Source organism: Streptomyces griseosporeus, from assembly GCF_014656055.1.
GTDB classification, from domain to species: domain Bacteria; phylum Actinomycetota; class Actinomycetes; order Streptomycetales; family Streptomycetaceae; genus Streptomyces; species Streptomyces griseosporeus.
The window spans coordinates 160,630-167,450 of the sequence record NZ_BNBR01000009.1; the positions used below are offsets into that span (position 1 = coordinate 160,630).

At 71.6% G+C, this 6,821-nt stretch carries 7 protein-coding genes; 3 read left to right on the forward strand and 4 right to left on the reverse strand.

The genetic code is table 11. From position 1 onward, the window contains the following. Window positions 1-42: 42 nt before the first annotated feature. Both sufB and IE308_RS34155 read right to left on the reverse strand, forming a co-directional pair. Window positions 43-1,464 carry a Fe-S cluster assembly protein SufB gene (sufB, locus tag IE308_RS34150; RefSeq protein ID WP_110627349.1) on the reverse strand — a complete coding sequence of 474 codons (1,422 nt, stop codon included), beginning with the start codon at window positions 1,462-1,464 and terminating at the stop codon, window positions 43-45. After that, the gene (locus IE308_RS34155) at window positions 1,461-2,204 is read right to left on the reverse strand and encodes a helix-turn-helix transcriptional regulator (protein ID WP_110627350.1); all 744 of its coding nucleotides are present in this window, start codon (window positions 2,202-2,204) and stop codon (window positions 1,461-1,463) included. The genes sufB and IE308_RS34155 overlap by 4 nt, the downstream gene beginning before the upstream one ends. 257 nt (window positions 2,205-2,461) lie before the next feature. Between IE308_RS34155 and IE308_RS34160 the strand changes: the two genes are divergently transcribed. Genes IE308_RS34160 through IE308_RS34170 form a run of 3 tightly spaced genes read left to right on the forward strand, consistent with a single transcriptional unit; the run spans window position 2,462 to window position 5,209 of the window. Beyond that, complete coding sequence (locus IE308_RS34160) at window positions 2,462-3,385, forward strand: ABC transporter ATP-binding protein (RefSeq protein WP_110627351.1); 924 nt, start codon at window positions 2,462-2,464, stop codon at window positions 3,383-3,385. Window positions 3,386-3,435: 50 nt separating this feature from the next. Next, complete coding sequence (locus IE308_RS34165; RefSeq protein ID WP_229909363.1) at window positions 3,436-4,152, forward strand: ABC transporter permease; 717 nt, start codon at window positions 3,436-3,438, stop codon at window positions 4,150-4,152. Between the two features lie 46 nt (window positions 4,153-4,198). Then, window positions 4,199-5,209 (forward strand): COX15/CtaA family protein, encoded by a 1,011-nt coding sequence (locus IE308_RS34170; RefSeq protein ID WP_190220987.1) that lies wholly within the window; start codon window positions 4,199-4,201, stop codon window positions 5,207-5,209. 67 nt (window positions 5,210-5,276) lie between these two features. Here IE308_RS34170 and IE308_RS34175 read toward each other — a convergent pair whose 3' ends face one another. Together IE308_RS34175 and IE308_RS34180 are read right to left on the reverse strand one after the other, a co-directional pair. Continuing rightward, window positions 5,277-6,383, reverse strand: coding sequence for an amidohydrolase family protein (locus IE308_RS34175; protein ID WP_110627354.1), 1,107 nt, complete (start codon window positions 6,381-6,383; stop codon window positions 5,277-5,279). Between the two features lie 64 nt (window positions 6,384-6,447). Beyond that, complete coding sequence (locus IE308_RS34180; RefSeq protein ID WP_162655469.1) at window positions 6,448-6,768, reverse strand: hypothetical protein; 321 nt, start codon at window positions 6,766-6,768, stop codon at window positions 6,448-6,450. Between the last annotated feature and the right edge of the window lie 53 nt (window positions 6,769-6,821).

The following is a 6,821-nucleotide window of genomic DNA, read 5'->3' on the forward strand; positions in this document are numbered from 1 at the left end:
CTCTTTCCTGAGTAAGACGTGTGCGGGCGATGGGGGCGGTCGTCAGCCGACCGCGCCTTCCATCTGCAGCTCGATCAGCCGGTTGAGCTCCAGGGCGTACTCCATGGGCAGCTCCTTGGCGATCGGCTCGACGAAGCCGCGCACGATCATCGCCATGGCCTCGTCCTCGCTGAGGCCGCGGCTCATCAGGTAGAAGAGCTGGTCCTCGGAGACCTTGGAGACGGTGGCCTCGTGGCCCATGGACACGTCGTCCTCGCGGACGTCCACGTAGGGGTAGGTGTCCGAGCGGGAGATGGTGTCGACGAGCAGCGCGTCGCAGAGCACGTTCGACTTCGAGCCGGCGGCGCCCTCGCCGATCTCGATCAGGCCGCGGTAGGAGGTACGGCCGCCGCCGCGCGCCACCGACTTGGAGACGATGTTGGACGAGGTGTTGGGCGCCATGTGGACCATCTTGGCGCCGGCGTCCTGGTGCTGGCCCTCGCCGGCGAAGGCGATGGACAGCGTCTCGCCCTTGGCGTGCTCGCCCATCAGGTAGACGGCCGGGTACTTCATCGTCACCTTGGAGCCGATGTTGCCGTCGATCCACTCCATGGTCGCGCCCTCGTAGGCGACGGCGCGCTTGGTGACCAGGTTGTAGACGTTGTTCGACCAGTTCTGGATGGTCGTGTAGCGGCAGCGGGCGTTCTTCTTGACGATGATCTCGACGACCGCGGAGTGCAGCGAGTCCGACTTGTAGATCGGGGCCGTACAGCCCTCGACGTAGTGCACGTAGGCACCCTCGTCGACGATGATCAGGGTCCGCTCGAACTGGCCCATGTTCTCCGTGTTGATGCGGAAGTAGGCCTGGAGCGGGATCTCGACGTGCACGCCCTTCGGCACGTAGATGAAGGAGCCGCCCGACCACACGGCGGTGTTCAGCGCGGCGAACTTGTTGTCGCCGGCGGGGATGACGGTGCCGAAGTACTCCTTGAAGAGCTCCGGGTGCTCCTTCAGCGCGGTGTCGGTGTCGAGGAAGATGACGCCCTGCTCCTCCAGGTCCTCGCGGATCTGGTGGTAGACGACCTCCGACTCGTACTGGGCGGCGACACCGGCGACGAGGCGCTGCTTCTCGGCCTCCGGGATGCCCAGCTTGTCGTAGGTGTTCTTGATGTCCTCGGGCAGGTCCTCCCAGGACTCCGCCTGCTTCTCCGTGGAGCGCACGAAGTACTTGATGTTGTCGAAGTCGATGCCGGAGAGGTCGGAGCCCCAGTTCGGCATGGGCTTCTTCTCGAAGAGCTTCAGGCCCTTCAGGCGCAGCTTGGTCATCCACTCCGGCTCGGACTTCTTGCCCGAGATGTCGCGGACGACCTCCTCGTTCAGACCGCGCCTCGCCGACGCACCGGCCACGTCGCGGTCGGCCCAGCCGTATTCGTACTTGCCCAGGCCCTCCAGCTCAGGGTGGGCAGTCTCCGTGGGGAGAGTCATGCGGGGTTCCTCCCGGCCGTGCTTGCAGATGCGTTGTCGGTGGTCTGAGAAATCTTGGGGATGAACGTCGTGCAGACGCCGTCGCCGTGCGCGATGGTCGCCAGCCGCTGCACATGCGTGCCGAGCAGCTCGGCGAAGAACTCCGTCTCCGCCTCGCACAGCTGCGGGAACTGTTCGGCGACATGGGCGACGGGGCAGTGGTGCTGGCACAGCTGCTCGCCCACCGGGGCGCTCCGCGCAGTGGCAGCGTACCCGTCCGCGCTCAGCGCCCTGGCCAGGGCTTCGGTGCGCTGGTCGGGGTCGGCGCCCTCCACCGCGCGGCGGTAGCTCGCCGCCTGTGCGGCGATGCGGGCGCGGGCGAAGGCGGCGACGGCCTCGCTGCCGCCCTCCTGCTCGGCGATCCAGCGCAGCGCGTCCGCGGCCAGCTTGTCGTACGACTGGTCGAAGGCGTCGCGTCCGCAGTCGGTGAGGGCGAAGACCTTGGCGGGGCGGCCGCGGGTCCGGGTGCCGTACACCCGCTGCTCGCGGGCCTCCACGACGTCGTCGGCGACGAGCGCGTCGAGGTGGCGGCGTACGGCGGCCTGGGTGAGTCCCAGCCGGCCGGCCAGCTCGGCGACGGTCGAGGGGCCGTGGTCCAGGATGGACCGCGCGACCCGGTTGCGCGTCGAGCGCTCCCCGGTCGCGAGCTCCTCCTGCGGGGTCCCCGTGGGGGTCTCCCGAGCCTCGCCGACGTTTTTCACAACGCCATTGTTGCGTAATTCTCGAGAGCGTGACAAGCGGCGCCCTGACCGGCGGACGGTGCCCTACGTCACTTAGGCATACCTAATGTGACCTGCGGAAACGATCTCTGATCGATCAAACAGTGCAGGTCGCGGCGGTGACCGCGGGCCCACCGGCCACCCCGCGGCCCCGGCGCGCGGAGGCGCTTCGAGGGGCGCGGAGCAGTTCCGCCACCCGCCCGCCGGAGGCCCCCCGCGCCTACCTAGACTCATGACCCATGCGAAGTGAGCCGGTGGTCCAGGTCCAGGCCTTGGTGAAGCGGTACGGCGGCAAGACCGCGGTCGACGGCCTCGACCTGGTGGCCCGGGCGGGCGTGACCGCCGTCCTCGGCCCCAACGGCGCCGGCAAGACCACCACGGTCGAGACCTGCGAGGGATACCGCAGGCCGGACGCCGGCACGGTCCGCGTCCTCGGCCTCGACCCGGTCAGGGAGTCGGCCGCGCTGCGCCCCCGGATCGGCGTGATGCTCCAGTCCGGCGGCGTGTACTCCGGGGCGCGGGCCGACGAGATGCTGCGCCACATGGCCAGGCTGCACGCCCACCCCCTCGACGTGGACGCCCTGATCGAGCGGCTCGGGCTCGGCTCCTGCGGCCGGACCTCCTACCGCCGCCTGTCCGGCGGCCAGCAGCAGCGGCTCGCCCTGGCCATGGCCGTCGTGGGCCGCCCGGAACTGGTCTTCCTCGACGAGCCGACCGCCGGCCTCGACCCGCAGGCCCGCCGCGCCACCTGGGACCTCGTGCGCGACCTGCGCGCCGACGGCGTCTCCGTGATCCTCACCACCCACTACATGGACGAGGCCGAGCAGCTCGCCGACGACGTCGCGATCATCGACGCCGGCAAGGTCATCGCCCAGGGCTCCCCCGAGGAGCTGTGCCGCGGCGGCGCCGAGAACACCCTCAGGTTCACCGGCCGCCCGGGCCTGGACGTGGGCTCCCTGCTCAAGGCGCTGCCCGCCGACTGCTCGGCCGCCGAGCTGACCCCCGGCTCGTACCGGGTGAGCGGCAAGGTCGACCCGCAGCTGCTCGCCACGGTCACCTCCTGGTGCGCCCAGCACGGCGTGATGCCGGAGAAGATCTCCGTCGAGCGGCACTCCCTCGAAGACGTGTTCCTCGAACTGACCGGCAAGGAGCTGCGCTCGTGACCGCCACCGGCACCTACGCCCCGAAGCCGGGGGCGGCCCCGCTCCCCCGCATGATCGGCACCCAGGCCGCGCTGGAGACGCGGATGCTGCTGCGCAACGGCGAGCAGCTGCTCCTCACGGTGATCATCCCGACGCTGCTGCTGGTCCTGTTCAGCTCCGTCGACATCGTCGACACCGGCGCGGGCGAGCCCGTCGACTTCCTCGCCCCCGGCATCCTCGCCCTGGCCGTGATGTCCACGGCCTTCACCGGCCAGGCCATCGCGACCGGCTTCGAGCGCCGCTACGGCGTCCTGAAGCGCCTCGCCTCCTCCCCGCTGCCGCGCTGGGCGCTGATGACGGCGAAGACGGCGTCCGTGCTGGTCACCGAGGTGCTCCAGGTGGTGCTGCTCACGGTGATCGCGTTCGCGCTCGGCTGGTCCCCGCACGGCAACCCGCTCGCCGTCCTGCTCCTCCTCGTCCTCGGCACGGCGGCCTTCTCCGGCCTCGGCCTGCTGATGGCCGGCACCCTGAAGGCCGAGGCCACCCTGGCCGCGGCCAACCTGGTCTTCCTGCTGCTGCTCATCGGCGGCGGCGTGATCGTCCCGCTGGACAAGTTCCCCGCGGGCGTCCAGGACGTCCTCGCCCTGCTGCCCGTCTCGGCCCTCTCCGACGGCCTGCGCGACGTCCTGCAGCACGGCGCGGCCATGCCCTGGGGCGACGCGGGCATCCTCGCCGCGTGGGCCGTCGTCGGGCTGGCGGCGGCCGGGAAGTTCTTCCGCTGGGAGTAGGACCGTGCCCGACCCTCGTGAAAGCGTGCACAAGCAGGCGCCTACGATGGTGGGCGTGCCCAAGCTGACCCCCGCCGACGCCACCGCCGCCGCGCGCAACCCGCTCGCCTTCATCGCCGCACGCTGGACGCCCGCCCCCCGGACGGTCCAGCGGGCGGCCCTGTCCGCCGTCGTCATGGCGGTGATCATCGTGGTCACCGGCGGTGCCGTTCGGCTCACCGGCTCCGGTCTGGGCTGCCCGACCTGGCCCAAGTGCACCGACGACTCGCTCACCGCGACCAGCGCGATGGGCTTCCACGGCGCCATCGAGTTCGGCAACCGCATGCTGACGTACGTACTCTGCGCGGCGGTCGGCTGGGCGATCATCGCCGCGCGGGCGCAGAAGCCGTGGCGGCGGAGCCTGACCCGGCTGGGCTGGGCGCAGTTCTGGGTAGTCATGGGCAACGCGGTGCTCGGCGGCATCGTGGTCCTCGTCGGCCTGAACCCATACACGGTCGCGGCGCACTTCCTGCTGTCGACGGCGCTGATCAGCGTCGCCGTGGTGATGTGGCAGCGCACCCGCGAGGGCGACGGGGCGCCCCGGCCACTGGTCGGCAAGTCGGTGGTGCAACTGGTCTGGTTCCTGGTCGCGGCGGCCGGTCTGCTGATCGCGGTCGGCACGGTGGTCACCGGCGCGGGACCGCACGCGGGCGACTCCAGCGAGGTCGACCGCATGCACGTGGACTGGGAGACGGTCACCAAGCTGCACGCCGTGCTGGCCTGGATCGTGGTGACGCTGACCTTCGCGCTGTGGTTCGTCCTGAAGGCGGTCGACGCGCCGAAGGGCCCGCTGCACCGGACGCGGGATCTGTTCCTGGTGCTGCTGGGCCAGGGGGTCGTGGGCTACGTCCAGTACTTCACGGATCTGCCGGAGATCCTGGTCGGCCTGCACATGCTCGGATCGGCCCTGGTGTGGATCGGCGTGCTCCGGGTGCTGCTGGCGCTGCGGGAGCGGCCGGAGCCGGCCGTGGCGGACCTGCCGGGTCCGGCTGCCGAGGCGTCCCTCACGAAGGCCTGAGTCCGGGACTGAGTCCGGAACTCAGTCCGGGCCTGAGTTCCGGCAAGGACGCCGGTACACCGGCGTCTCAGCTCAGCCCGTACACCCGCCGCGCGTTCCCCGACGCCACCATCCCCGCCACCCGCTGCGCGTCCGCCAGGGACCACGCTCCCTCGGCCACCCACGTGCCCAGCACGCGGCCGAGGGCCTCGCGGAACAGACGGGCGCCGACCACGTGCAGCTCGGGCAGGCCGCCCGCGCCGGTGGAGAAGAGGATCTTGCCGAAGGGGGCCAGCTCCAGGATCTCCGCGAGGACGGTGGCGGCCCGGGCCCCGGTGCGCACGAGCGCGGCGCCCGAGTCGGCGTAGACGTGCGGGAAGACCCCGGCCAGGTGGGCGGCGTGCCGGTGGTAGGGGTAGCCGTGCAGCAGGACCAGGTCGGTGCCGAGGCCGGCCGTGGCCCGTACGAAGTCCGTGAGCAGCACCGGGTCGGTGCGGTCGATGCGCAGGCCCGGCTCGCCGAGCCCCGCGTGCAGCTGGAGCGGCAGCCCCGAGGCGACCGCGCTCCACAGCAGGTGCCGCAGCAGCACCGGGTCGCTCAGCTCGCCGCCGACCCGCCGCGCGGCGAGCCAGCGGCCGGCCGCGCCCCGCACCTCCCCCGGCCCCGGCGGCTCGGGAGCGAGCGCGAGGCCGTGCCGTACGCCCGCCACGGAGGTGAAGGCGACGGCGTGCGCGGCGGCGGCGTGGACCGCCTCGGCGAGGTTGGCGAGGAAGGACTCGACGGTGCCGGAGGTGTCGGCGACCTGCTCGGCGAGGAGTTCCAGCCGTACGATCTCGCGGGCGTCGGCCAGGCCCGCGGAAGCCATTTCGGCGGGGCCGGTGAGGTCGCCCGGCAGTCCGGTGTCGACCAGGTACGTGGTGATGCCGCTGCCGCGCAGCAGCCGGCGGCCCGCCTCCAGGGGGCCCAGTTCACGGCGCCGGGCGAGATAGCGGGCGGGCGGGCAGTGCGGCTCCAGGCCGAGCAGCGGGGGGCACCAGCGGCGTACCGCGAACCCCGTCTGCGTGTCGAAGAGCGTCGTGCCGGGGGCGGGCGGTCCCTCGGTGCGGGCCAGCTGGGCCTCGAAGGTGCCGAGGCCCAGCTCCGTTCTCAGTACGCCGTGGCAGTACTGGTCCACGAGGGACGGCGTTTCGATCATTCCGGCTCCCCGTAGGACGCGGGTCTTACCCGTCCTAACGGGTGAACCGGGGGCGAGGTGATGCTCAGCCGCCGATCTGCATGCCGGCCATCCGCTTCCACTCGTACGCGCCGGTGGTCACCTTCGCGGCGAACTCGCCGTCGAAGGCCTCGTGGACGGTGATCCCGGACTTCTCCACCGCCTTCTCGGCGATCTCGAAGCTCGGGGCCACCAGGTCGCCCCAGCCGCCGTCCTCGCCCACGAGGACGATCCGCGCGCCGCGCTCGCCGATGTGGGCCACCTGGCCCTCGGCGCCGCCGTGCGCCTTGGAGAAGGCGCCGATCCGCCGGGCGAGCTTCGCCACCGTGCGCTCGGCCTTCGCGTCAACCTGCTGCGTGTCTGCCATGGCCAGGATGCTACCGACGGGTAGATCAAACGGCGACGGGCGGGGTGCGTGGC